The sequence below is a fragment of the Nocardia pneumoniae NBRC 100136 genome (genome assembly GCF_000308755.1).
Taxonomy (GTDB): domain Bacteria; phylum Actinomycetota; class Actinomycetes; order Mycobacteriales; family Mycobacteriaceae; genus Nocardia; species Nocardia pneumoniae.
The window spans coordinates 215469-239841 of record NZ_BAGF01000079.1; the positions used below are offsets into that span (position 1 = coordinate 215469).

Annotated in this window: 25 protein-coding genes; 12 read left to right on the forward strand and 13 right to left on the reverse strand. The window is 69.5% G+C overall.

Annotated elements, in window-relative coordinates; all coding sequences use genetic code 11:
* Window positions 1-190 precede the first annotated feature (190 nt).
* Complete coding sequence (locus ON34_RS26075) at window positions 191-1015, reverse strand: HAD-IIA family hydrolase (protein ID WP_040784147.1); 825 nt, start codon at window positions 1013-1015, stop codon at window positions 191-193.
* Window positions 1016-1113: 98 nt separating this feature from the next.
* Between ON34_RS26075 and ON34_RS26080 the strand changes: the two genes are divergently transcribed.
* Window positions 1114-1803 (forward strand): ZIP family metal transporter, encoded by a 690-nt coding sequence (locus ON34_RS26080; RefSeq protein WP_040784149.1) that lies wholly within the window; start codon window positions 1114-1116, stop codon window positions 1801-1803.
* Between the two features lies 1 nt (window position 1804).
* Here ON34_RS26080 and ON34_RS26085 read toward each other — a convergent pair whose 3' ends face one another.
* Complete coding sequence (locus tag ON34_RS26085; RefSeq protein ID WP_218003930.1) at window positions 1805-2125, reverse strand: ArsR/SmtB family transcription factor; 321 nt, start codon at window positions 2123-2125, stop codon at window positions 1805-1807.
* A gap of 46 nt (window positions 2126-2171) precedes the next feature.
* Here ON34_RS26085 and ON34_RS26090 point away from each other — a divergent pair, with 46 nt between their 5' ends.
* A complete protein-coding gene (locus ON34_RS26090; RefSeq protein ID WP_040784151.1) occupies window positions 2172-3350 on the forward strand; it encodes an MFS transporter in 1179 nt (392 codons plus the stop codon).
* Between the two features lie 167 nt (window positions 3351-3517).
* Here ON34_RS26090 and ON34_RS26095 read toward each other — a convergent pair whose 3' ends face one another.
* Window positions 3518-3970, reverse strand: a complete 453-nt coding sequence (locus ON34_RS26095) for a MarR family winged helix-turn-helix transcriptional regulator (RefSeq protein WP_245548193.1) — start codon at window positions 3968-3970, stop codon at window positions 3518-3520.
* A gap of 124 nt (window positions 3971-4094) precedes the next feature.
* Between ON34_RS26095 and ON34_RS26100 the strand changes: the two genes are divergently transcribed.
* Complete coding sequence (locus tag ON34_RS26100; RefSeq protein ID WP_040784152.1) at window positions 4095-5093, forward strand: SMP-30/gluconolactonase/LRE family protein; 999 nt, start codon at window positions 4095-4097, stop codon at window positions 5091-5093.
* 76 nt (window positions 5094-5169) lie between these two features.
* Here the strand turns inward: ON34_RS26100 and groL are convergent, their stop codons facing one another.
* Both groL and ON34_RS26110 read right to left on the reverse strand, forming a co-directional pair.
* Entirely contained in the window at window positions 5170-6795 is a 1626-nt protein-coding gene (gene groL / locus ON34_RS26105; protein ID WP_040784310.1) for a chaperonin GroEL, read from the reverse strand.
* Between the two features lie 225 nt (window positions 6796-7020).
* Window positions 7021-7314 carry a hypothetical protein gene (locus ON34_RS26110; protein WP_040784153.1) on the reverse strand — a complete coding sequence of 98 codons (294 nt, stop codon included), beginning with the start codon at window positions 7312-7314 and terminating at the stop codon, window positions 7021-7023.
* Between the two features lie 166 nt (window positions 7315-7480).
* Here ON34_RS26110 and ON34_RS26115 point away from each other — a divergent pair, with 166 nt between their 5' ends.
* Window positions 7481-9559, forward strand: a complete 2079-nt coding sequence (locus ON34_RS26115) for an NAD(+) synthase (RefSeq protein WP_245548194.1) — start codon at window positions 7481-7483, stop codon at window positions 9557-9559.
* 59 nt (window positions 9560-9618) lie between these two features.
* Window positions 9619-10293 carry a suppressor of fused domain protein gene (locus tag ON34_RS26120; protein WP_040784154.1) on the forward strand — a complete coding sequence of 225 codons (675 nt, stop codon included), beginning with the start codon at window positions 9619-9621 and terminating at the stop codon, window positions 10291-10293.
* Here ON34_RS26120 and ON34_RS26125 read toward each other — a convergent pair whose 3' ends face one another.
* The 7 genes from ON34_RS26125 to ON34_RS26155 form a co-directional block, all read right to left on the reverse strand.
* Window positions 10294-10524: a hypothetical protein gene (locus tag ON34_RS26125; RefSeq protein ID WP_040784155.1), complete on the reverse strand. Its 231-nt coding sequence runs from the start codon at window positions 10522-10524 to the stop codon at window positions 10294-10296.
* A gap of 7 nt (window positions 10525-10531) precedes the next feature.
* Window positions 10532-11257, reverse strand: coding sequence for a Clp protease N-terminal domain-containing protein (locus ON34_RS26130; RefSeq protein WP_040784156.1), 726 nt, complete (start codon window positions 11255-11257; stop codon window positions 10532-10534).
* A 54-nt stretch (window positions 11258-11311) separates the two neighbouring features.
* A complete protein-coding gene (locus tag ON34_RS26135) occupies window positions 11312-12400 on the reverse strand; it encodes an NAD(P)/FAD-dependent oxidoreductase (RefSeq protein ID WP_040784157.1) in 1089 nt (362 codons plus the stop codon).
* A gap of 81 nt (window positions 12401-12481) precedes the next feature.
* Window positions 12482-13411 (reverse strand): RNA polymerase sigma-70 factor, encoded by a 930-nt coding sequence (locus ON34_RS26140; protein WP_051023107.1) that lies wholly within the window; start codon window positions 13409-13411, stop codon window positions 12482-12484.
* A 63-nt stretch (window positions 13412-13474) separates the two neighbouring features.
* Window positions 13475-14413 (reverse strand): CDP-alcohol phosphatidyltransferase family protein, encoded by a 939-nt coding sequence (locus ON34_RS26145; RefSeq protein WP_051023108.1) that lies wholly within the window; start codon window positions 14411-14413, stop codon window positions 13475-13477.
* On the reverse strand, window positions 14413-15141 hold the full coding sequence (locus tag ON34_RS26150; protein WP_040784158.1) for a phosphatidylserine decarboxylase: 729 nt from the start codon (window positions 15139-15141) through the stop codon (window positions 14413-14415). Before ON34_RS26150 ends, ON34_RS26145 begins: the two co-directional genes overlap by 1 nt.
* A 103-nt stretch (window positions 15142-15244) precedes the next feature.
* Window positions 15245-15517, reverse strand: a complete 273-nt coding sequence (locus tag ON34_RS26155; RefSeq protein ID WP_040784159.1) for a GlsB/YeaQ/YmgE family stress response membrane protein — start codon at window positions 15515-15517, stop codon at window positions 15245-15247.
* Between the two features lie 222 nt (window positions 15518-15739).
* Here ON34_RS26155 and ON34_RS26160 point away from each other — a divergent pair, with 222 nt between their 5' ends.
* Entirely contained in the window at window positions 15740-16768 is a 1029-nt protein-coding gene (locus ON34_RS26160; protein WP_040784160.1) for a beta-ketoacyl-ACP synthase III, read from the forward strand.
* Between the two features lie 217 nt (window positions 16769-16985).
* Here the strand turns inward: ON34_RS26160 and ON34_RS26165 are convergent, their stop codons facing one another.
* The gene (locus ON34_RS26165) at window positions 16986-17441 is read right to left on the reverse strand and encodes an SRPBCC family protein (RefSeq protein ID WP_040784161.1); all 456 of its coding nucleotides are present in this window, start codon (window positions 17439-17441) and stop codon (window positions 16986-16988) included.
* A 208-nt stretch (window positions 17442-17649) separates the two neighbouring features.
* Here ON34_RS26165 and ON34_RS26170 point away from each other — a divergent pair, with 208 nt between their 5' ends.
* From ON34_RS26170 to ON34_RS26195, 6 genes are all read left to right on the forward strand, one after another.
* Window positions 17650-17847 (forward strand): hypothetical protein, encoded by a 198-nt coding sequence (locus tag ON34_RS26170; RefSeq protein ID WP_040784162.1) that lies wholly within the window; start codon window positions 17650-17652, stop codon window positions 17845-17847.
* A 53-nt stretch (window positions 17848-17900) separates the two neighbouring features.
* A complete protein-coding gene (locus ON34_RS26175; protein ID WP_040784163.1) occupies window positions 17901-19568 on the forward strand; it encodes an NAD(P)/FAD-dependent oxidoreductase in 1668 nt (555 codons plus the stop codon).
* A gap of 14 nt (window positions 19569-19582) precedes the next feature.
* Window positions 19583-21079: an ATP-binding protein gene (locus tag ON34_RS26180; RefSeq protein WP_051023109.1), complete on the forward strand. Its 1497-nt coding sequence runs from the start codon at window positions 19583-19585 to the stop codon at window positions 21077-21079.
* Window positions 21076-21429: a UBP-type zinc finger domain-containing protein gene (locus ON34_RS26185; RefSeq protein ID WP_040784164.1), complete on the forward strand. Its 354-nt coding sequence runs from the start codon at window positions 21076-21078 to the stop codon at window positions 21427-21429. Before ON34_RS26180 ends, ON34_RS26185 begins: the two co-directional genes overlap by 4 nt.
* 73 nt (window positions 21430-21502) lie before the next feature.
* Complete coding sequence (locus ON34_RS26190; protein ID WP_040784165.1) at window positions 21503-21934, forward strand: hypothetical protein; 432 nt, start codon at window positions 21503-21505, stop codon at window positions 21932-21934.
* 58 nt (window positions 21935-21992) lie between these two features.
* Complete coding sequence (locus ON34_RS26195; RefSeq protein WP_051023110.1) at window positions 21993-24344, forward strand: AAA family ATPase; 2352 nt, start codon at window positions 21993-21995, stop codon at window positions 24342-24344.
* The last annotated feature ends 29 nt before the right edge of the window (window positions 24345-24373 follow it).

Genomic DNA, 24373 nt, shown 5'->3' on the forward strand with positions numbered 1-24373 from the left:
TGGTCGCCGGACCAAAAGCCCGGCGACCATAGTAGTTTCCGCAGACGCACGCTCGTTAGCGGATCAGCCATTCAGCAACTCCGATCTGACCGTATGACTTGCCTGTCACTGGCTATTTGCCGAAAGAGACGATACCCAGGCGCTCCGCGTTTGCGGGCAATTTTAGAGGGAAACCGTAGAATTTTTTGAATCAAACCGATTCGCCGGTTACGGGAGATTCGCCCGCTGCGCGAAGATCGGCCAGTAAATCGGGCAGCGCGACCACGGAATCGATGACGTGATCGGGCGAGCGCTCGGCCGATGTCAGCACTCCGGGCCGGAATTTTCCGGTGCGCACCAACACGCCGGACAACCCGGCATCTTGCGCCGCAAGCACATCGGAGTGCAGATCGTCGCCGATCATCAACACCTCCGCGGGATCGAGCCCCATCAATTCCGCGCAGGTGCGGAACCCGGGCGCGGCGGGCTTGCCGACCACCTCGATCCGCGCGTTGCCCGCGGCCTCCAAGCCGGGGATGTACGCACCCGCATCGATGCGCAGCCCCTCGGCCGTCGCCCAGGTGAGCCCGCTGTGCATGGCGACGACCGGCACCCCGTCCAGCATCAGCTCCGCGACCCGGCTCAGCGCCAGATGGGTGAACTCCGGTCCCGCTCCACCGATTACCACCACGCCGGGCCGGTCGTCGTCGAGCGGCACGCCGGTGAGGTCGGCCGCGATGTCGCCGTGGTTGAGCACCCAGGCACTGGCGCCGGGATAGCGGCGCCGAACGAACTCGGCGGTGAGCCGTGCGGCCGTGACGATCTCGGCCTCCTCGACGTCGATTCCGGTGGCGCACAGTCGGTCCGCGATCTCGGCGCAGGTACGCGAGGTGGTGTTGGTGAGGAACGCCCGGCGCAGTCCCGCGTCGCGGATCCGGCGCACCGCGGCGGCGGCGCCCTCGATCTCCTGCCAGGAGGTCACCAGGACGCCGTCGATGTCGTAGAGCACGCCTCGGATCAGGCCGCGGTCGGACATGGCTTCAGCGTACGACCGACGACGTTCGAGCGCCCGATGACGCCGTCGACCGGACTCCGTCGACGGCGTCACGCGGCAATTCTGACTTAGGGTGAAGCATGCTCACCGCGCTGCTCTACGGACTCGGGACAGCCGTGCCGCTGGTCTTGGGGGCCGCCGCCGGATTGCGCTGGCGGCTACCGAAAGCGGTGCTCGCCTCGCTGATGGCCTTCGGCGCTGGCGCCATGATCGCGGCGGCCTCCGTCGAGCTGTTCGAGCCCGCGTTCCACCATGCTGGCGCGGTGATCGCCGGGGTGGCGTTGTTCGCGGGCGCGGGCGTCTACGTGGTGGCCAACCATCTCATCGAGAGAACGCTGGGGGCGCACGCGCTCGGCTGGGCCCTGATGCTCGCCACGATGCTCGACGGCGTTCCGGAGAACACCGCGCTCGGCGTCTCGCTGGCCGGTGGCGGCGGGCTGGTCCTGCTGGTGGCCGTGGTCGTCGGCAACGTCCCCGAGGCGATCAGCGGGGCGGCTCTGATGCGTGATCAGCACGGCGTCGCGCGTCGCAGGGCGATGTGGCTCTGGGCGGCGACCGCGACAGCGCTCGTGCTGGTCACTGTGCTGGGAAACATGGTGGCGGACAATCTTTCCGCCGCCCACATCGGCATCGTGCAGGCGTTCGCGGGCGGCGCGACGATCGCGGTGCTCGCCGACTCGCTGATGCCCGCGGCCTATAGCGAGGGCGGGTGGTGGATCGGAATGGCCACGGCGGCGGGCTTTCTCGTAGCTTTCATGCTCGGCGGCTGAGTCAGCGCTCGGCACCGGCGATCACCGCGTCCAGCAGACCCGGGAAGCGCTGATCCAGGTCCTCGCGGCGCAACTCGACCAGGCGGTTGCGGCCGGAAGCGAACGTCGTCGTCACACCGGCGTCGCGCAGCACCTTCCAGTGGTGCGAGGCGGTCGCGGCGGTGATTTCCACGTCGAACTCTTTGACGTTGCAGCTCAGCGGTTCTCGCACGCCTGCGAGCGCGCGCACCAGTTCCAGCCGGACCGGGTCGGCCAGTGCGCTGAGCACTCGGACCAGATCGATGTCGGCGGTACTCGGCTGCGGCAGCTGGCGCATCTCCATTCTCCGATCATTTGACAACAATCGAATTGTATCTCACCCTCATTCTATGATGTTTCGACAACCATCGAACGATCTGTATCGCTCGCTCCTCCCACTGGCCGTCGGCACCTTCGTGCTCGGCACCGACGGCTTCGTGCTCAGCGGCCTGCTGCCCCTCATCGCCGCCGACCTGCACGTCTCGGTGTCCACCGCCGGGCAGCTCACCACCCTGTTCGCCTGGACCTACGCCATCGCCTCGCCGCTGATCGCCGCGGCCACCGGATCGTGGGACCGTCGCTGGCTACTCGGCGGTGGTGCGACCCTTTTCGTGATCGGCATGATCGGGCAGGCCGCCGGTGAGAGCTTCGCCGTGGTGGCCGCGGCCCGCGTCGTCGCGGCGATCGGTGCGGCGGCGTTTCAGGCCAATGCCTTCGCCGTCGCGGGCGTGCTCGCCGACGACGCGCACCGCGGACGGGCGCTGTCGATCGTGACGGCCGGCATCACCCTGTCCAGCGTCGCGGGCGTGCCGATCGGCGTCTTCGCCGAGCGCTGGATCGGCTGGCGCGGTGTGCTGTGGGGGATCGCGCTCGGCGGGGCGGTCGCCGCTGCGCTGGTACTGCTGCTGCCCCGAGTCACGCTGCCGAGCACCGGACTTCGCGAGCGGATCGGCGTGCTGGTCCGGCCGCCGGTGCTGCGCGTTCTGCTCGTCACGACGGCGCAGATCACCGCCGTCTACACCACCATCGTCTACCTGCCGGTGGTCGTCGCGGCGTCGGTGCCGCAGAGCATGCTCGCCTGGCTGATGCTGTCCATGGGCATCGGCCAGGTGATCGGCAACGCCCAGGCGGGTCGCGCGGTCGACCGCTACGGTTCGCGGCGCACGCTGACCGTGGGGCTCGTCGGCGCGCTGGCAGGCCTCGCGCTGCTCGGCGCCGTCGTGGACACGGCATGGGCGGTGTTCGCCGTCTTGGCCGTGACCGGGCTCTTCGGCTCGGCGATCCTGATACCGCAACAGCATCGGCTGTTCGGCATCGCCCACGACGCGCCCACCGTCGCCCTCGGACTCAACGGCTCGGCCATCTACCTCGGCGCTGGCATCGGCTCGCTCGTCGGCGCGGCGGTGCTGGACACTTCCGGCAGCGGATGGCTGCCCTGGACGTCCGCGCTCATCGCCGCCCTCGCGCTGGCGCTGGCCGTTCCGCAGGGCCGCTCTAGCAGCAAGTCGCCGAGCGCCGTCGCGGCCTGACGGGCAGCACGCGACCGTCGCCGGTTCAGCGCGACCTCGCGCGCACGGCGACGGGCGCGTGACCAGCCGCCATGCGGCAGCCTGTCCCCGCGCGTGCGGTCAACGGACCAGCAGCGGGCGAAGGGAAGACCGGGCGCGTCGGCCCCACTGCTTCCGGCCGCGGGCGATCAGGCTGTCGGCTCCGGGCGAATGGTGTCCAGCCGGTCGGCGCAGCGGACCAGCAGGGCGAGCAGTGTCGCCCGCTCGTCCTCGGTGAACTCCTCGGCCAATGCGCGTTCGACGCGGATGGCGCGGGCGTCCGCGTCGCGCATGACCGCCGCGCCCTCGTCGGTCAGGGTCGTCTCCAGCACGTTCTTGTGCCAGGCGTGTGGGGTGCGTGCGATGAGCCCGCGATCCTGCAGGTTGCTCAGCACGGTGTTCATGGTCGGCGGCGTGACGCCGCACAACCGCGCCAGAGCGGCGGCCGAGATGCCCGGATTCTCGGCGAGGAACAGCAACGCGGCGTACTGCGCGACGGTGATGCCCACCGGCTTCAACGCGGCGTTCTTGGCCGCGTTCAGGGATTGCTCGGCGCGCTTGAGATACGAGCCGATCCGTTCGGAGGCGGGCATGGGCGTCATGACCGCATCGTATCCGTGCACGTCTTCTCGATAGAGGATTGACGATAATTAGAACTCTAATCTAGATTCGTGCTCGCACATTGAAGTGATCCCATCTGATCGAATGCCCTCGAAGAGGTAGAGGATGTCCCACACACTGCCCCGCCGCATCGTGGCGACCCTGGCCGCCGCAGTCGCGAGCACCATGCTGGCGGCCTGCGGAACCGGCGACGACGCGCCCGCCACGCACGTCCACACCGCGTACGAACTCCCCGGCGACCGGGTCTATCCGGAAGGCATCGCGCTCGATGCCCGAACCGGGGACAGCTACGTCGGCTCCTACACCACCGGCGCGGTCTATCGCGCGACGCCGAACGCTCGGCAGGCCGAAATCTTCCTGCCCGAGGGAGCCAACGGCCACAAGACCGCCAACGGCTTGAAAGCCGACGCGGCGGGAAGACTGTGGGTGACCGACTCGACGACCGGAGTCGCGGTGTACGACATCGCGACTCGCACCCTGCTGGCGGACTTCACCGTGCCCGGCGCCGACCCGCGCTTCGTGAACGACCTCGCCATCACCTCGGACGGCACGGCGTACCTGACCGACAGCACCCGGGCGGTCGTCTATCGGGTCACTCCCGGCCAGCTCTCCGCCGCGATGGCACAGGGTGGACGGGGCGAACTGACCCCGGTGTTCGATCTGCGCCCGGCCCTGCCGCCGATCGAGCCGGGCACCTTCACCCTGAACGGCATCGTCGCCGACCCGGCGGGCCGCTATCTGCTCACGGTCGACATGCCGCGCGGCGACCTGTACCGCATAGCCCTGACTCCGGAAGCGAACCCGATCAGCAAGGTGACCCTGCGCGGCGGCGATCTCCGGCAGGGCGACGGACTCGACCTGCGTGGCGGCACCCTGTGGGTGGCCCACAACACGACCAACACCATCAGCCGCTGGACCATCTCCGACGACGGCGCCACCGCCACGCGCACACACCAGCAGACCGACGTGTCCCTGGGCATCCCCACGACCCTGGTCCGCGACGGAAACCGGACCCTGGTCGTCTCCTCCCAGTTCGACAAGGGCGGCCCGATGGGCCCGGGCACCCCGAAGCCTTTCGCGGTGGTCACCGTCGACGGAATCTGACCGAGAAACGCCGGAAGCCGGCCCACCCGAAGGTGGACCGGCTTCCGGTTCGACAGGTGTTGCCGGGTGGCCGGACTCAGAAGTCCATGCCGCCCATGCCGCCGGTCGGGTCGGCCGCGGGAGCGGCGGCCTTCTCCGGCTTGTCGGCGACCACGGCCTCGGTGGTCAGGAACAGCGCCGCGATGGAGGCGGCGTTCTGCAGGGCCGAACGGGTGACCTTGACCGGGTCGGCGACGCCGGCGGCCAGCAGGTCCTCGTACTCACCCGAGTCGGCGTTCAGGCCGTGACCCGCGGGCAGGTTGGAAACCTTCTCGGCGACCACACCGGGCTCGAGGCCCGCGTTGAACGCGATCTGCTTCAGCGGAGCCGACAGCGCTACCTTCACGATGTTCGCACCGGTGGCCTCGTCACCACTGAGCTTCAGCTCGTCCAGAGCGGGAGCCGACTGCAGCAGGGCGACGCCACCACCGGCGACGATGCCCTCCTCGACGGCGGCCTTCGCGTTGCGGACGGCGTCCTCGATGCGGTGCTTGCGCTCCTTGAGCTCCACCTCGGTGGCCGCGCCCGCCTTGATCACCGCGACACCGCCGGCCAGCTTGGCCAGCCGCTCCTGCAGCTTCTCACGGTCGTAGTCCGAGTCGGAGTTCTCGATCTCGGTGCGGATCTGCGCGACCCGGCCCTTGATCGCCTCCGCGTCGCCCGCGCCCTCGACAATGGTGGTCTCGTCCTTGGTGACGACGACCTTGCGCGCCTGGCCGAGCAGCTCGACGCCCGCGGCCTCCAGCGAGAGGCCGACCTCTTCGCTGATGACCTCGCCACCGGTCAGGATGGCGATATCGGCCAGCTGCGCCTTGCGACGGTCACCGAAGCCGGGCGCCTTGACCGCGACGGACTTGAACGTGCCGCGGATCTTGTTGACCACCAGGGTGGACAGGGCCTCGCCCTCGACGTCCTCGGCGATGATCAGCAGCGGCTTGCCCGCCTGAATGACCTTCTCCAGCAGCGGCAGCAGGTCCTTCACGGTGGAGACCTTCGAGCCGACCAGCAGGATGTACGGGTCCTCGAGAACCGCTTCCTGACGCTCCGGGTCGGTGACGAAGTAGCCCGAGATGTAGCCCTTGTCGAAGCGCATACCCTCGGTGAGCTCCAGCTGGAGGCCGAAGGTGTTGCTCTCCTCGACGGTGATGACGCCTTCCTTGCCGACCTTGTCCATGGCCTCGGCGATCAGCTCACCGATGGACGCGTCGCCCGCCGAGATACCGGCGGTGGCGGCGATCTGCTCCTTGGTCTCGACCTCCTTGGCGGTGTCGAGCAGCTTGGCGGTGACGGCCTCGACGGCCTTCTCGATGCCGCGCTTCAGGCCCAGCGGGTTCGCGCCGGCCGCGACGTTGCGCAGGCCCTCGCGCACCAGCGCCTGCGCCAGCACGGTCGCGGTGGTGGTGCCGTCGCCGGCGACGTCGTCGGTCTTCTTGGCGACTTCCTTGACCAGCTCGGCGCCGATCTTCTCGTACGGGTCCTCCAGCTCGATCTCCTTGGCGATGGACACACCATCGTTGGTGATCGTGGGGGCGCCCCACTTCTTCTCCAGGACAACGTTGCGACCCTTGGGGCCCAGCGTCACCTTGACCGCGTCGGCGAGGCTGTTCAGGCCCCGCTCGAGACCGCGACGGGCCTCTTCGTCATACGCAATTGTCTTGGCCATGGCGTTGTTGAGATCCTCCATGTGTATGGCTGACACACAGGACGATCGCAGGTTTGGATCGCCCCATTTACGCTGGCCAGGTGCGGTGCCCGCGACGGACGACCGAGGGTGTCGATGGAACCCGGTCTCACCGGCCCGACCTGGCACTCACAGGTCGAGAGTGCCAAGAGCCTTTTTAGCACTCTGGGGTGCCGAGTGCAAGGTCATCGCGGGCCGCCGCGCCGGTCACGGGCGGTCGTCGACGCGCAGGACCAAGGCGACGAAGGCGTCCGTGCGACGCTCCTCGGGCGTGCGGGGCTCGCCGCCCTCGACGGTGACGAGCTCGGCGTCGTGCAGCAGCAGCTCCGCCTCGACCCGCATGATCGCGCGAATGAACGGCGGCGCCACGTCCGGCGGCAGGTCGCCGTTCACCACATAGCTGCCGTCGGGTTGGGACTCGGTGGACACATACGAAAGCGCGCGCAGCAGGTCTGCGCGCCGTTCCCCCGCTATTAGGTCGGAATCCGTTTCATCCGCCATTGCTATAGCTTAGCCGTCGTCGGTTCACATCTCGGGCCGGACAATCAGCCCCACCCGGTCGCGGCGATAAAAGCGCAGGTCGGCGTGCCATTTCCAGGCTTGCGGGGAACCCGGCACCGCACCTGGACGGCCAACGCGGCGTAGATTCCGGATAAACCATGATCAGGTGATCCCGAAGGGGTATGCGGTGGCCGACCTGCCGTTCGATTCGCTGTACCGGCACGGGTTCGCCCGGGTGGCGGTGGCGGTGCCACGAGTCCGGGTGGCCGATCCCGCCTACAACGTCGAGCAGACCGTCGAGCTCGCCGCGCAGGCCGCGGCGGCCGGTGCGGTGCTCACGGTGTTCCCCGAGCTGGGTTTGTCCACCTACACCGCCGACGACCTGTTCCACCAGGACGCGCTGGACGTCGCGGTGGAGGCGGCGCTGGAGCGGCTCGTCGCGGCGAGCACGGACCTGGACACGGTGCTGGTGGTCGGCGCACCGGTGCGGGCGCAGGGCAGGCTGTTCAACTGCGCGGTCGCGATCTGCCGCGGCGTCGTGCTCGGCGTGGCGCCGAAGAGCTACCTGCCGAACTACCGGGAGTACTACGAGAAGCGTCAGTTCGCGGCGGCGCGGGAAGCGCTGGAAGACCAGGTCACGATCGCGGGGCACCGGGCGCCGTTCGGGTCCGATCTGCTGTTCCACGCGAGCAACCTGGAGGATTTCACCTTTCACCTGGAAATCTGCGAGGACGGGTGGGTTCCCCTGCCGCCGAGTGGGTTCGCCGCGCTGGCCGGGGCGACGGTGCTGGTCAATCTGTCCGCGAGCAATATCGTGATCGGGAAGGCGGACTACCGGCGGGCGCTGTGCACCTCGCATTCGGCCCGCTACCTCGCGGCGTATCTGTATTCCGCCGCGGGGCACGGCGAGTCGACCACCGACCTCGCCTGGGACGGACAGGCGGTGATCTGCGAGAACGGCGACCTGCTCGCCGAGGGCGAGCGATTCTCCGATCATCCCCAGCTGGTCACCGCCGATCTGGACCTGCGCAGGCTCGTGGCCGACCGGCTGCGCACCACCAGCTTCGCCGACAACGTGCACGACCACCGCGAACGGCTGGCCGCGATGCGCCGTGTCGAGGTACGGCTGCCGATCCCCGAAGAACCGGTCGCGCTGCGCCGCGACATCGAGCGCTTCCCTTACGTCCCCGCCGATCCCGCCAAGCGCAACGAGCGCTGCGCCGAAGTGCACCACATCCAGGTCGAGGGGCTGAGCACGCGATTGCGCGCGACGGGGCTCGAGCGCGTGGTGATCGGGGTGTCCGGCGGGTTGGACTCCACCCAGGCGCTGATCGTGGCGGCCAAGACGATGGACCGGCTCGGCCTGCCGCGGGAGAACGTGCTGGCCTACACCATGCCCGGCTTCGCGACCAGCACCAGGACCAAGACCGACGCGCACCGCCTGATGGCGGCGCTCGGCGTCACGGCGGGCGAGATCGACATCCGCCCTTCGGCCACCCAGATGCTGCGCGACCTCGGCCACCCGGCCGCCGACGGCGCCGCCCACTACGACATCACCTACGAGAACGTGCAGGCGGGCGAGCGGACCTCGCACCTGTTCCGGCTGGCCAATCAGCACGGCGCGCTGGTGGTCGGCACGGGCGACCTGAGCGAGCTCGCGCTCGGCTGGTGCACGTTCGGCGTCGGGGACCACATGGCGCACTACAGCGTCAACGCGTCGGTGCCCAAGACGCTGATCAAATACCTGATCGCCTGGGCGGTGGACACCGATCAGTTCGGACCCGAAGCGGGCGAGGTGCTGTCGTCGATTCTGCGCACCGAGATCTCCCCCGAACTGATTCCGCACGCGGATACCTCGGTGCCGAGCCAGAGTTCGGAGGCCACGGTCGGCCCGTACGAGTTGCAGGATTTCCATCTGTACTACCTGTTGCGTTTCGGCTACCGGCCCAGCCGCATCGCCTATCTGGCCCGGCACGCCTGGTCCGATTCCACCGCCGGGCGCTGGCCCGACCTCGTGCCCGCCGACCAGCGCAACGCCTACGACCTGGCCACGATCAAGCATTGGCTGGCCGAATTCCTGCGCCGCTTCGTGCAGACCAGCCAGTTCAAGCGCTCGACGCTGCCGAACGCGCCGAAGGTCGGCTCCGGCGGATCGCTCTCACCGCGCGGCGACTGGCGCGCGCCGAGCGACGCGTCGGCGGCGGCCTGGCTGGACGAGCTCGCCCGGAACGTGCCGGACTCCTGACCGGGCACACCACGCGACGCCCCGAATATCGCCCGGCGACGCGTGCTTATGGTGGCGGGGTGAGTGAAAAACCCGGCTGGGATGCCATCGACGGCGCGTTGCGGCCGCTGTACGGCGATATCGAGCCCTTTCACTGGGCCCCCGACCACCCGTGGTCCCTCGGCGGACCCGACCCGCTCGACGGAATCAGCGCCTACTCCCGCACCGACCCGGTACCGCACTGGCACTACATCGGCTACGGCATGACCGAGCTGTACGAGAAGGAGTGGGACAATCCGGCGGAATCCGGCTGGGGCTTCGAGTTCACCTTCCGGCTGGCGCGCAGGCCCGAGGAGACCGAACCGCCCGCCTGGCCGGCGAACTTCCTGCAGAACCTGGCGCGCTACGTCTTCCAGTCCGGCAAGTGGTTCGAGCCGGGACACACCATCAAGGCGAACGGACCGATCGCGGCGGGCCACTCGGACTGCACCAGCCATGCCGTCTGCTTCGTGAGCGACCCGGAACTGGGCACCATCGACAGCCCGCACGGCCGGGTCCGGTTCCTGCAGCTCGTCGGCATCACCATGCCGGAATACCGTGCCGCACAGGGCGGACGCGCCCTCGAACTGCTCGCCCAGCTGGAACCCCACCTCCCCCTGTACATCACCGATATCCACCGCGAGCCGCTGGTCTCCGAGCCGAAACCGCAGGCCCGCTGGCCGCGGTGGGGCGGTGGTCTGGCCGGGCGGGCGTGATCAGGCCGCTCGCGTCAGGTGACGTGCGACCGGAGCGCTCCGGCGCGGCCCCGCGATCCCGGCTCCCCTGCCGCGCAGGGCCCGGCGGCGGCGCGCGCGTGCGGCATGCGCGCCGCGAATTCCGTTGACCACGTTGCGGGTTCGGTGATCGGAAGCCGACCGACGGGCGACGCCGATCACCAGCGCGGCCACCATGAGCACGGTTGCCGCGCGGAGCTTCCCGCCGCTCATCGCCGGGTCAGGACTTCCCGGACGTGAACGACGAGAGCAGCTCGACCAGGTGCGCTTCGGTGCGCGCCTTGTCCATGCCGAGGTCGCTGAGCAGGCCGGAACCGTTCTCCTGTTCGAGCAGGGCGAGCAGCATGTGCTCGGTGCCGATGTAGTTGTGCCCCAGGCGAAGCGCCTCGCGGAACGTGAGCTCGAGCACCTTCTTGGCCTCGGAGCCGAAGGGGATCAGCGTCGGAACCTCGCCCTCGCTCGGCGGCAGCGACGCGGTGGCGGCCGCGGAGAGCACGTCCAGCGCGACACCGTTGGCGACCAACTCGCGCACCGCGAGTCCCTCCGGTTCGGTGAGCAGCCCGAGCACCACGTGCCCCACCGCGATCTCCGAGTTTCCCGCGCCGCGAGCAGCCTCTTGCGCGGCCATCACCACCTGACGCGCCCGCGGGGTGAACCGGGCGAAGCCCGCGTTCGGGTCCATGGCCGCGGCGGCGGCAGGGTCGGGGACCTTGGGCACGAACCGCTTCTGCGCGGCCTGCTTGCTGACCCCCATGCTGGCGCCGATGTCGGTCCAGGAGGCCCCGGAGCGGCGGGCCTGGTCGACGAAGTGGCCGATCAGGTGATCGGCCAGCTCGTCGAGGTGATTCGCCAGGACCACCGCGTCGGACAGCTGCTCGAGCACGTTGTCGGGACGGGCTTTCTTGATGCCCTCGATCAGATCGTCGAGGCGGAAGTGCGATGTCATGCGTCAACCATAAGTTGACGAACTAGCGGTCGTCAACCGTTGGTTGACGATTCCTCAGGGTCGGGCGGCCCAGGCCGCGCCGCGCACTATCCGCTCCTTCACCCACGCCGCGGTTCGTCCGGTCAGCACCATCCCGCCCGGCGCGTCGTCGGCGTGCACGAACTGGACCAGTCCGTCGCGTCGGCCCAGGCTCAGGCACTGGAGCACGTACCGGAACCGCAGCGGCCGCGGTTCGGCGCCGCGTATCCGCGCGACGACGGCATCGGCCGCGTGCTTGCCGGTGGGCAGCGCCGTGACACAGGCCATGCGCAGCTCCCGCCCACCGGGCCCGGCGACAACGGCGGCGTCGCCCGCGGCGTAGACGTCCGGATGCGACACCGAGCGCAGGGTGGCGTCGGTCAGCACGCGGCCGTCCGGGTCCACCGCGAGCCCCGAGCGCGCGGCGAGGTCCGGCACCCGAAAACCGGTCGTCCACACCGTCGCCGCCGCCTCGACCAGTGCACCGTCGGCCAATCGCACGCCCGCGGACGTCACTTCGATCACCTTGGCGTCCGAGCGGATCTCGACCCCGAGCCGCTCCAGTGTCCGCTGGATATGCGTTTGCGCGCGCGGCGACAGCCACGCGCCCGGCTGCTCCGAACCGAGCAGCAGCACCCGGGTGTCCGGGTGCCTTTCGGCCAGTTCCGCGGCCAGTTCGATCCCGGTCGCACCGGCCCCGACCACCGCGACCGTCCCGCGCGGCAGCGCCAGATTCTGCGTATCCTCCTGTGTCGCAATGGAATAGGCGTGCTCCGTGACGCCGGGCACGCGCTCGGTATCGGCCATGCTGCCGAGCGCGTAGATGAGCGAGTCGTAGTGCAGGGCGGGCGCCCCGTCGAGCACCACGCGCTTGCCCGCCGTGTCGATTTCGGTCGCGACAGCGTGTGCGAAGTGAATGTCCTTCGATCTCAGCAACTCCCGCAGATCCCAGGCCGGAATCCGTTGCCCGGCCGCCCGCTGGTGCAGCCGCACCCGCTCGACGAACGCCGCGTGGGCGTCCACCACGGTGATTCGCGCGTCCCGCGCCGTGCGTGCGAGCCTACGGGCCGCCGCCAGTCCCGCGTACCCGGCGCCGAGGACGACGATCCGATGCTGTCCGGTCATGATGTGGCTCCTTTCGATCGGCCATCACCCTTCAGACCGGACAGGCCACCGAATCCTGACAGACCGGCGCCGTGAAGCGAGTCACAGCGGGCGGCGAGGCCGCGCCGGAATCGTGCCCACCACGCCCTCCGACCCGCTCGACCTGGCGAAATAGGCGAGCTTCTCCGGGTTGACGATCAATCGCAGCGCCGCGACCGCCCCGTCGGCCACATCCATTCCCACCACCAGCAGTGGCGCCCCGTCGACGCGCGCCACCACGGCAGGCGCGCCGTTGACCTCCTCGACGAGCAATAGCATCCCCGGCACCTCCCAGCGCAGCAGTCCGGCGAGGTAGCGCGCCACCTGGTTCGCGCCGTGTATCGGGCGGCGGGCCGCGTTGATCACACCGCCGCCGTCGGCCGTCGCGGTCACGTCGGCGGTGAGCATCCGCTCCAGCGACTCGATATCACCGTCGCGCGCGGCCTTCAAGAACCGTTCGACGAGTTCGCGGGCGTGCTCGGCCGGAATGCCGAAGCGCGCCCGCCCTTCTCGCACGCGCTGGCCCGCCCGCCGGAAGATCTGCTGGGAGTTGGCCTCGGTCACCTCGAGCATGTCGGCGATCTCGCGGTGCGCGTATCCGAATGCCTCGCGCAGCACGAAGACGGCCCGTTCCACCGGATTCAGCCGTTCCAGCGCGGTCAGCAGCGCGAAGGAGACGAGTTCGCGCTCTTCGACGCTCTCCAGCGGACCGAGCTCGCCGTTCGCGGTCGGCACCGGCTCGGGCAGCCACGGTCCGACGTAGCTCTCCCGCCTGGCCCGCGCCGAAACCAGCCAGGTGCGGCACAGATTGACCAGCGCGGTGGTCAACCACGCCTCCGGGGAGCGAATTCCGTTGCGGTCGGCGCTGTCCCACCGCAGATAAGTCTCCTGCACGGCGTCCTCGGCCTCGCTGGCCGAGCCGAGCATCCGGTAGGCGAGCGCGAACAGCCGCGGTCGATGCTCCTCGAACTCCCGCAAGCTGTCCGGCTCCATGATCGCTCGCCCGCCTCTCCGAGTATTCAGGCCGTACCAGTCAGTGCCGCGGGATGCGCGCTGTCAGTTGTCACCGCGACGCAGCGACGAAGGGTTCCCGCCCGGTGGCGGGTTTCCGTTCTGACGCTGCTTGCCGCCGGGGCGGCGCAGTCGCAGCCGGGCGGAGGAACCACGGATCACCGGACGCCGGATCGCGGGCAACCGCCGGTCCGCGCGACGCTGCGCGCGCCGCTCGGCGGGCTTGTGCTGCCAGGTCTCCGGCCGCGCGGCCACCCAGCGCTGGGAATGCCAGGCGAACGGAATATGCCCCAGATACAGCACGACCAGCACCAGCAACAGCACGATCGGGTAGGTCACCAGCGCCGCCGCCGCGAGCGCGACCAACACCAGCAGCCCGGCCGCCGCCTGCGGCGCCACCGACACCGACTTCATCGCCAGCGTCGGAATCGTGCTGACGCACAGCGCCGCCGCGAACACCGTCCACGCCGCGACCTCGTAGAAGCCCACCCACCAGCCGTCGCCGAACTGCACGTACAACGCCACCGGAACCATCGCGATGAGCGCGCCCGCCGGAGCGGGCACGCCGACGAAGTACTCCCGCGCCCAGTCCGGCCGGGTGTCGTCGTCCATCAGGGTGTTGAACCGAGCCAACCGCAGCACGATGCTGACCGCGAACAGCAGCGCGACGATCCAGCCGACACTGTTGCTGCTGAGCAGGGTCACGTAGAGCACGAGCGCGGGGGCGACGCCGAAGGAGATGGCGTCCGACAGCGAATCCAGCTCGGCGCCCATCTTCGTGGTGGCGTCCAGCATCCTGGCCAGTCTGCCGTCGAGGGTGTCGAGCACGGCCGCCGCGCCCACCATGGCCAGCGCGATGCCGAGCTTGCCGTCGAGGCCGAATTTCACCGCCGACAGCCCGGCGCACAGCGCCAGGATGGTGACGATGCTCGGCAGCAGCCGGATGGTCCGCCGCCGCCGCTGGGTGGGTACCGCCGCTTCCATCACGCGTCAGCGGTGGAGCCGAGCACGGCGAGCACGGACTCGCCGCCGATGGTGCGCTGGCCGGGCTGCACGAGCAGTTCGGTGCCCAGCGGGAAATAGGTGTCGACCCGCGAGCCGAAGCGGATCAGGCCGTAAGTGTCGCCGATGGACAGCACGTCGCCGACCTGAGCGTCGCAGACGATCCGGCGGGCGAGCAGACCGGCGATCTGCACGACCACGATCCGGCTGCCCTCCGGCGTCTCCAGCACCATGCTGTTGCGCTCGTTCACCGAGCTGGCCTCGGGCAGGTCGGCCGAACGGAACTGGCCGGGCTGGTGCACCACGGTGCGCACCACGCCGGAGACCGGCGTGCGCTGCACGTGCACGTCCAGCACGGACAGGAAGATGCTGACCCGGGGCAGCGGCTGATCGCCGAGCCCCAGTTCAGCGGGCGGAACCGCGGTGTCGACCAGGGCGACCTCACCGTCGGCGGGGGCGACCACGACGCCGGGCCGGTTCGGCGGCACCCGGTGCGGATGCCGGAAGAAGGTCGCGCAGGCCGCCGCGGCGGCCAGTCCGGTCCGGCGCACCCACTTGCGCTTGCCGCCGAGGACGGCGACCGCCAGCGGCGCCGCCACGAACGGCAGCCCGGCGGGATGCAGCGGAGGGATCGCATCACGGACCAGGTCGACGACGTGGCCGACTCCGGTGCGTTCAGGCGTGCCGGGCGGGGTGGGACGGCGGGCCACAGGCTCCTCTTTCGTGCTCGATGCAGACGGGTTGCGCCCTGTCAACAATAGGACCGGCGCAAGCGTTCACACCTTACGGGAAAGGAGCCCGTGGCACCCGGGGTCAGGACCTGACTCTGCTCCCGGTGACCAGCCGCACCAGGAACAGCAGGATGACCGCACCACCCAGGCAGGTGAAGAAGCTGAACCAGAGGCCGCCGCCCTCGACGTCGACCCCGAACACCTTCAGTAGGAACCCACCGAGTAGGCCGCCGACCACGCCGACGACGATATTGAGGAGGATGCCCTGCTGGGCGTCCGTCTTCATGATCTTGCTGGCGATCCATCCGGCCAGACCGCCGATGATGATCCATCCGATAATTCCGAGACCAAGCATGGTGTCCTCACATCAGTGGTTGGGGCCACGCCTTCGGACAGCAGTGGCGTGTTCGACGAGATACCCAGCGATTGTCGAAATACGCGCGCCAGATGAGCGACTCTCGGGCTAATATGAGGAAGCCTCATGTCTATTCTCGGATGGGCAGTGGCGGATGAGGGACCGATAACGATGCTTCGGGGAACACCCGGCGGCGCCGCCGCAGGTACATAGGAGACGCAGATGGCTGCTCGCATCACCCAGACCACCGGGGCAGAGCACACGGCGATCCTCGGGCTCGGCGTATACCGCCCTGCTCGAGTGGTCACCAACGACGAGGTGGCGGGCCCGATCAACTCGAGCGACGAGTGGATCCGGACCAGGTCGGGCATCAAGACCCGACGGTTCGCCGACGACTCGGAAACGATTCAGAGCATGAGTGTCGGCGCCGCGCGCGGCGCGCTGGAATCCTCCGGCATCGCGGTGGACCAAGTCGATTGCGTGATCGTTGCTACGTCGACGCACCTGTTGCTGACCCCGGCGGCTGCCCCGCGCATCGCCACCGAACTCGGCATGAACGGCGCCGCCGCCTTCGACGTCTCAGCCGGGTGCGCGGGCTTCTGCCACTCGATCGCGCTGGCGTCGGACTTGGTCCGGGCCGGGACCGCCGGGCATGTCTTGGTGATCGGCGTGGAGAAGCTGACCAACACGATCAACCCGCGCGATCGCTCCACCGCCTTCCTCTTCGCCGACGGTGCGGGCGCGGTGATCGTCGGCCCGTCCGACGAGCCGGGCATCGGTCCGACCGTATGGGGCTCGGACGGCACCCAGCACCACGCCATCCGCCAGGACAAGGACTGGATGGAGTTCTTCGCCGAGATCGAGGAAAAGGGCCTGGACGCGGTACGGCCCTACATGGCCATGGAGGGCACCGCGGTGTTCCGCTGGGCGGCGCATTCGCTGGAGAAGGTGTGCCGCGACGCGATCGACCGCGCCGGCCTGTCGCCCGACGACCTGGACGCGATGATCCCGCACCAGGCCAACGGCCGGATCATCGAGATCATGGCCCGGGTGCTCAAGCTGCCTGAGCACTGCGCGCTGGCCAACGACATCGAGGAGTCGGGCAACACCTCCGCCGCGTCGATCCCGCTGGCCATGGAGGCGCTGCTGCGCAAGGGCGAGTCGAAGCCGGGTGACACCGCGCTGCTCATCGCGTTCGGCGCGGGACTCTCGTACGCGGCTCAGGTCGTGAAGCTGCCCAACTGGAAGTAGCGCCGCTCGCCGGGGTGCCGGTATCGGCAGTCCGGCGAGCCCGGCGCGTGGGACGATGCCGACCGAGAGCTGCGTCCTCGTGTCGGCATCGCGCGTCGGGATCCCTCATGAACCCGCGCCGCGGGAGCCGGTGGCACGCCGGATGCGGCCGCCCTGCGGCTCGGAGGCCCGTCGCCAGGACGTCGTCGGCGGCCACCGACGTACCGCACCGCGGTGATCAGCCGCGCGCCTCGACCGCGGTCTTGATCTTGCCGAGGGTCTCGTTCATGCCCCGCACCAGCGCCTCCTCGAACGGGGCCTCGCCACCGAGCGCCGCGTTGATCGCCCTGCGGGAGAACCACGTGGTGCCGTTGGGCACGTCCCGGCGTTCGATCAGCTTTGTTCCGGTCTCCGTCGGCTCCAGCGTGTAACTCCACACGGTGCGGTTCTCGTTGATCCGGAAGGCGAACGCCTGGTTCGGCTCGTACCGCACGATGCGGGCGGTGGTGGGCCAGTACTTCTTGCCGTCGCGATTGAGATTGAGCGTCCAGGTGCCCGCCTTGAGCGAGCCGAGCGCCACCATGCGCACGCACTGCGGGCTGAACTCGCCCATCCGCTTCAGATCGGAGACCACCGCCCACACCTGCTCCGGAGGCGCGGAGATGTCGATGGTGGCTTCGAGGTTGTTCGGCAACGCTGCCTCCCGGATACGAGCGACGGACCGACGGTCATCCGTCCGAACGCGTTTGGACGATTCGCGCACATTTTAGATCCGACGACATTTGCGTCACATTTCCGCCACTCGAGCGGCAGCCCCTGTAATGCGCGGCGCAGACTGACAGATAGATGAAGCATCAGACACTGCCTCCAACTTTCGGCGTCCCAACGTGAGGTGATCGGCCGTGAAACTGCGCTCCCTGCTGCATCGTCGCCCCGCTGACCAGGTTCCGCTGCTTCCCGCTATCGGGCCGGAGAACGGAACCGAATCCCCGCACGCGTCGGCCTCACCGCGCAGCGCTCGCGCGGCGGCCCAGGAAGAACGCCTGGAGCGACTGCTCACCCCGACCGAACTCGAGCTCGTCCTGCATCACCGTCTCTGAGCTCTGGGCGAACGCCCACGACAGGCGCCACCCGGAGGCTCCATACTCGTCAGGTGACTTCACCCGCTGCTACGAAACCGGCCATCCTGAGCGTCGATGACGATCCGGGAGTTTCCCGGGCGGTGGTGCGCGATCTGCGCCGCCGCTACGGCGCCGATTACCGGATTCTGCGCGCGGAATCGGGTGCCCAAGCACTCGACGCGCTTCGAGAGATGAAATTGCGCGGTCAGCCGGTCGCGGTATTGATCGCCGACTACCGGATGCCGGGTATGGACGGCATCGAATTCCTGGAGCAGGCGATGGACCTGCACCCGTACGCGCGCCGCGTGCTGCTGACCGCCTACGCCGACACCAATGCCGCGATCGACGCGATCAACGTCGTCGATCTGGACCACTACCTGCTCAAGCCTTGGGATCCGCCGGAGGAGAAGCTCTACCCGGTGCTGGACGGTCTGCTGGACGCGTGGCGCAGCAGCGAACACCGGCCGGTCACCGAGACCAAGGTGGTCGGCAATCGCTGGTCGCCGCGCTCGTCGCAGGTCCGCGAATTCCTGGCCCGCAACCAGTTGCCCTATCGGTGGTACCCGGCCGACGAGCCGGAGGGCGCGCGGCTGCTGGAGGCGGCCGGGGCCGATCCGGAGCGCTGTCCGGTGGTGATCACGTCAGCGGGTACGGCGCTGGTGCAGCCCTCCGACAGCGAGCTGGCCGAGCACGTCGGCCTCACGGTGAATCCCGCGGGCGAGTTCTACGACCTGATCGTGGTCGGCGGCGGGCCCGCCGGTTTGGGCGCGGCGGTGTACGGCGCGTCCGAGGGCCTGCGCACCGTGCTGGTGGAGCGGACCGCGACCGGCGGACAGGCCGGGCAGAGCTCGCGCATCGAGAACTACCTCGGCTTCCCGGACGGTTTGTCCGGAGCGCAGCTGGCCGACCGGGCGCGGCGGCAGGCCGCGAAGTTCGGCGCCGAGGTGATCACCACCCGCGAGGTGGTCGGGCTGGAGGTGAACGGGTCCGCGCGCACCGTGCGGTTCGCCGACGGCGGCAGCCTGTGCGCGCACACCGTGATCATCGCGACCGGCGTCGACTACCGCCGCCATCCGGCGCCGGGCGTCAACGACTTCACCGGACGCGGGGTGTACTACGGCTCGGCCATGACCGAGGCGTCCGAGTGCGCCGATCACGACGTCTACATCGTGGGCGGCGCGAACTCGGCGGGGCAGGCCGCGGTGTTCCTGTCCCGCAACGCCCGCACCGTGCACCTGGTGGTCCGGGCGGACTCGCTGGAGCAGTCCATGTCGCACTACCTGATCCAGCAGATCGCGCAGATCCCGAACATCGAGGTGCACACCTGCACGGAGGTGGTCGCCGCCGACGGCGACGAGCATCTGCGGCAGATCGTCCTGCGCGACAACCGGACGGGAGCCGAGGAGAAAGCCGACGCGGAGCGGCTGTTCCTGTTCATCGGCGCCGCTCCGCAGACCGACTGGCTCGACGGCGTGGTCGAGCGCGACGAGGCGGGCTACGTGCTCGCCGGGCCGGATCTGCTCGTCGACGGCGCGCGTCCAGCGGGCTGGGAGCTGCCCCGCCCGCCGCACCATCTGGAGACCAGCGTGCCCGGCGTGTTCGTGGCGGGCGACGTGCACGCCGAGTCGGCCAAGCGCGTCGCCTCCGCGGTCGGCGAGGGCGCCATGGCCGTGATGCTCGTGCACCGTTATCTGGCGTGATCAGGAGGCTGACAATGACTTCGGAACAGACCGCGGAACGCCGCAGCAGGCTGGTGTGTGATCCCGCCGAGCTGCGCAATCTCTTCCTCTTCGAGAAGCTGACCGACGAGCAGCTGGACTGGCTGTGCGCCGACGGCCGGATCGAGACCATCGAACCCGGGCTGGTCTTCCGCGAAGGCGCACCGGCGACCTGCTTCTACGTGTTGATGGACGGCGAGGTGGTGCTCACCAAGCAGTCCGGCGGCGCGGAGATCGAGCTGGTCCGCACCGAGCATCACGGCGCCTACGCGGGCGCCTGGATGTCCTACCTCGGTGACAAGGTCGACCAGACCTACAACGGCTCGATGTACGTGACCAGGCCGTCCCGGTTCTACGTGCTCGACGCGGACGTTTTCGCCCGGATGATGCACGAGTGGTTCCCGATGGCGGTGCACCTGCTGGAGGGCGTGTTCTTCGGCAGCCGCAACACCAACGCGCGCATCGGCGAACGGGAGCGTCTGCTCGCGCTCGGATCGCTGTCCGCGGGCCTCACCCACGAGCTGAACAACCCGGCCGCCGCCGCGGTGCGCGCCACCGCAGGCCTGCGCGAGCGGGTCGCGGGCATGCGGCACAAGCTCGCGATGATGGCCGACGGCAAGTTCGATCCGGAGTCGCTCGGCGCCCTGGTCCGGCTGCAAGAAGAGGCGGCCGCCCAAGTCGCGAAGGCCCCCGAGCTCACGCCGATGGAGGCCGCCGACCGCGAGGACGCGCTCGGTGAATGGCTGGAGGACCACGGGATCAGCGACGGCTGGAACTTGGCGCCGAATTTCGTCCAGGCCGGTTTCGACGTGGACTGGCTGGAGCGGGTGGCGGCCACCTTGGAAGGCGCGCCGGAGAAGGTGTTCCAGGGCGCCATCCGCTGGCTGAACTACACCATCGAGACCGAGCTGATGATGAACGAGATCGCCGACTCGACGACGCGCATCTCCGCGCTGGTCGACGCGGCCAAGCAGTACTCGCAGATGGATCGGGCGCCGTTCCAGGTGGTCGACATCCACGAACTGCTGGACAGCACGCTGGTGATGCTCAGCCGCAAGATCGGCGACGGGGTGCGCGTGGTGAAGGAGTACGACCGGACCCTCCCGTCGGTGCCCTGCTACGCCGCCGAACTCAATCAGGTGTGGACCAACCTGATCGACAACGCGGTGTACGCGATGGACGGCAACGGCACGTTGACCATCCGCACCAGGCGGGAGAACGAATGCGCGGTCGTGGAGGTCGGCGACACGGGTCCCGGCATCCCGCCGGAGGCCCGCAACCGGATCTTCGAACCGTTCTTCACCACCAAGCCGATGGGCGAAGGCACCGGACTCGGGCTGGACATCTCGTTCCGGATCGTGGTGAACAAGCACAACGGTGACATCCAGGTGGATTCCGAGCCGGGCGACACCAGGTTCACCGTTTGGCTACCGCTGCACCGTCCCGAACAGAATCAGATCGATACCGAACCGAACGCGGAAGGGCAGTCATGACCGAACAGGTCGAAGGCATAGATCCCGCGGTACCGCCCAGCGGTCCCGGTTGCGTGGAATGCGAGCGGAACTCGGGTTGGTGGGTCCACCTGCGCCGCTGTGCCCAGTGCGGGCACATCGGCTGCTGCGACACCTCACCCGCGCAGCACGCCACCCAGCACGCGAAGAACACCGGCCACCCGTTCATCCAGAGCTTCGAGCCGGGCGAGGACTGGTACTACAACTTCGAGACCGGGGAAATGTACAGCGGCGGGCCGGAATTGGCTCCCCCGCGCAGCCATCCGGCGGATCAGGGCGTGCCGGGCCCGCGCGAGCGGGTTCCGGCGGACTGGCGGGCACACATCCACTGACCCGCCCGAACCGGTACGCTGCACCGAACGTGCCGGAGGCTCCGGCGCGGCGATTTACCCGGGAAAGCACGGTATGAAGCGAACTTCCGCCATCGTCCTGGCCGTTGGGACGGTGGGTTTCTTGCTGGCAGGCTGCGGCGGAGCGGACGAGTCCACCGCCGCGAACGGACTCCGCACGGGCGCTTCGAGCACGAGCACGCCCGCACGCACCTCGACCGCTCCCATCGCGGCGCCGAACGCCGACACGGGCACGGACGCGCCGGTCACCACGATGAAGGAGGGCAACTCCTCGCTCGGGCCCGCGTCCAGCACCACCTGCGGTGAGTTCAAGAAGCTGGACAGCGACGGCGAGAAAGCGCTGATCGAGCAGATTCTGGCGGAGAACCCGGGCGGCCCGTTCGAGGGCAGCCCGAACGTCGCGCTCGGCACCGCCAAGCTGGTCTGCCTGTCGCCGAGCGTGGCGGGCACCTCGGTCGCGGTCGCAGCCGGGATCGTCAAGAACTAGCAATACGCGGTTACAACACTAACGATTCGGCATCGCCGCTTCGGGGCATGCGTGCTTTATGCCGAAGCACGACATAGTGACCGAACGCAGGGGTGCGCGGCAGAATGGCACAGTGGCAGAACTGGCACTGACCGCCCGGCTGAATCCCTCCGCCGCCGATGCCCGGCGCGGGGTGGTCCGGTTGCATCCGGAGGCGCTGACCGCGCTCGGTCTGCGGGAATGGGACGGGATCATGCTGGTGGGGACCCGGCGTACGGCAGCGGTCGTCGGTGTCGCGCGCCCGGGCACGCCCGCCGGAGTCGCCCTGCTCGACGACGTCACGCTCTCCAACGCCGGCCTGCGCGAGGACGCGACGGTGGTGGTCTGCCCGGCGACGGTGTACGGCGCGAAACAGATCTCGGTGAGCGGCTCGGTCCACGCCACCCGCACGATTCCGGCCGCGACCCTGCGGCAGGCGCTGCTCGGCAAGGTCGTCACGGTGGGCGACGCGGTCTCGCTGCTGCCGCGCGACCTCGGCCCCGACATCAGCTCAACGGCCGCCACCCAGGCGCTGTCGCGCACGTTCGGCATCGCGTGGACCACCGAGTTGCTCACCGTCACCGCCACCGATCCGCGCGGCCCGGTGAGCGTGCAGCCGAACACCGCGGTGGTCTGGGGTGCGGGAGCCGTCGCCGCGCGCGACGCCGCCGATCTGGCCTCGGCCGGAACGCCCATACCGGTCGGTGAGGCCTCTCGAGGCGCCACCGAGGCCGCCGCGTTCGGCACGGCGGCGGGCACGAACGGCGTTTCGGCGGGACGGACCGTCGCGACCAGGGATCTCGCACCGCGCATCTCGATCGAGGAGCTGCCCGGCATGCGCGGCCAAGCCGCGAAACTGGGCGAATGGCTCAGCCTCGCGCTGGACGAGCCCGAACTGCTGCGCACGCTCGGCGCGAAACCGCACCTCGGCGTGCTGATCACCGGACCGGCGGGCGTGGGCAAAGCGACGCTGGCCCGCGCGGTCACGGCGCGGCGGCGCGTCGTGGAACTGGACGGCCCCACCATCGGCGCGGCCGAGAGCGGTGCGCGGCTGCGCGAGGTCGCGCAGGCGGTGGCCGACATCTGCTCCGGCCAAGGCGGCATCCTGCTGATCACCGATATCGACGCTCTGCTGCCCGCGGACCCCGAACCGGTCGCGACGCTCATTCTCGACCAGTTGCGCGCGGCCGTTGCGGAACCGGGCGTCGCACTCCTGGCGACCACCGCCCACCCGGTCGGGATCGATCAGCGGCTGCGGGCCCCTGACCTGTGCGACCGCGAACTCGCCCTGCCCCTGCCCACCGCCGCCGTGCGCAAGGCGCTGCTGGAGCAGCTGCTGCGCCGAGTGCCGACCGAGGACCTGAGACTCGACGAGATCGCCGCGCGCACGCCCGGGTTCGTGGTGTCGGATCTGGCCGCGCTGTGCCGCGAGGCGGCGCTGCGTGCGGCGTCGCGGGCCAGGGAGCAGGGTGAGCCGCAGCTGACCCAGTCGGACCTGCTCGGCGCGCTGGAGGTGATCCGGCCGCTGTCCCGGTCCGGCATGGAGGAGCTCGCGATCGGCAGCCTGAGTCTCGACGATGTGGGCGACATGGCGGAGACCAAGCAGGCGTTGACCGAGGCCGTGCTGTGGCCCCTGCGGCATCCGGACTCCTTCGCCCGGCTCGGCATCGACCCGCCGCGCGGCGTGCTGCTCTACGGCCCGCCCGGCTGCGGGAAGACCTTCCTGGTGCGCGCGCTGGCCGGTACCGGGCAGCTCAGTGTGCACGCGGTCAAGGGCGCCGAATTGCTGGACCGGTGGGTCGGCTCGTCCGAGCGGGCGGTGCGCGAACTCTTCCAGCGCGCGCGTGATTCCGCGCCGTCGCTGATCTTCCTCGACGAGGTCGACGCGCTTGCCGCCCGCCGGGGGCAGAGTGCCGACGCGGGCGTCGGCGACCGGGTGGTCGCCGCACTGCTCACCGAACTCGACGGCGTGGAGCCCTTGCGCGACGTGGTGGTGCTCGGCGCGACCAACCGGCCGGAGCTGATCGACCCGGCGCTGCTGCGGCCGGGCAGGCTGGAACGGCTGGTCTTCGTGCCGCCGCCGGACGCGGCGGCACGGCGGGAGATCCTGCGCACCGCGGGCCGGGCGGTGCCCTTGGCCGCCGACGTCGACCTCGACGCACTCGCGCACGAATTGGAGGGATATTCCGCCGCCGACTGCGCCGCGCTCCTGCGGGAGGCCGCGCTCACGGCGATGCGCCGGGATGTGGACGCCGCCGACGTGACGGCGGCCGACGTCGCGGCCGCCACCACGGTGGTGCGCCCCTCACTCGACCCGGTGCAAATCGATGCGCTGCGCCGCTACGGGCGCGACCGTGGTCAAGCGACGGCCGCAGAGAGCCGCTACCTCTGACCGAGCCAAGCTACAGCACTCAATCGGTA